At 68.1% G+C, this 257-nt stretch carries 1 protein-coding gene; it reads left to right on the plus strand.

Going from position 1 to position 257, the window contains the following annotated elements; genetic code table 11:
• On the plus strand, positions 1-257 hold a 257-nt coding region (locus tag RVY79_RS20430; RefSeq protein ID WP_317466417.1), incomplete at both ends, for a hypothetical protein.

A 257-nucleotide genomic window follows, 5' to 3' on the forward strand; every position in this document is an offset into this window, starting at 1 on the left:
GGAAGAGCTCTTCCCGTCCACGCCGCGCTCACAGCGGCTGGCGCAGATGCGTGTCTCGACCGGGGGCCAGACCCGGGCCGATGCGCTGGCGCTCAACGAATATGCCAATGCCAGCCGGGCGCTGGGCTTCGCGGTCTATGGCGCTGCCATCGAGACCAATCCCGCTGCCGCCGCTGAGGCCGTGTCGGTTACGGACAGGTCCGTCGCCGCGGCCGAGGCGACGCAGGAAACCATGATCATGATCAACCAGGAAGGCG

It is taken from the genome of Chromohalobacter sp. HP20-39 (genome assembly GCF_033052815.1).
GTDB lineage: Bacteria > Pseudomonadota > Gammaproteobacteria > Pseudomonadales > Halomonadaceae > Chromohalobacter.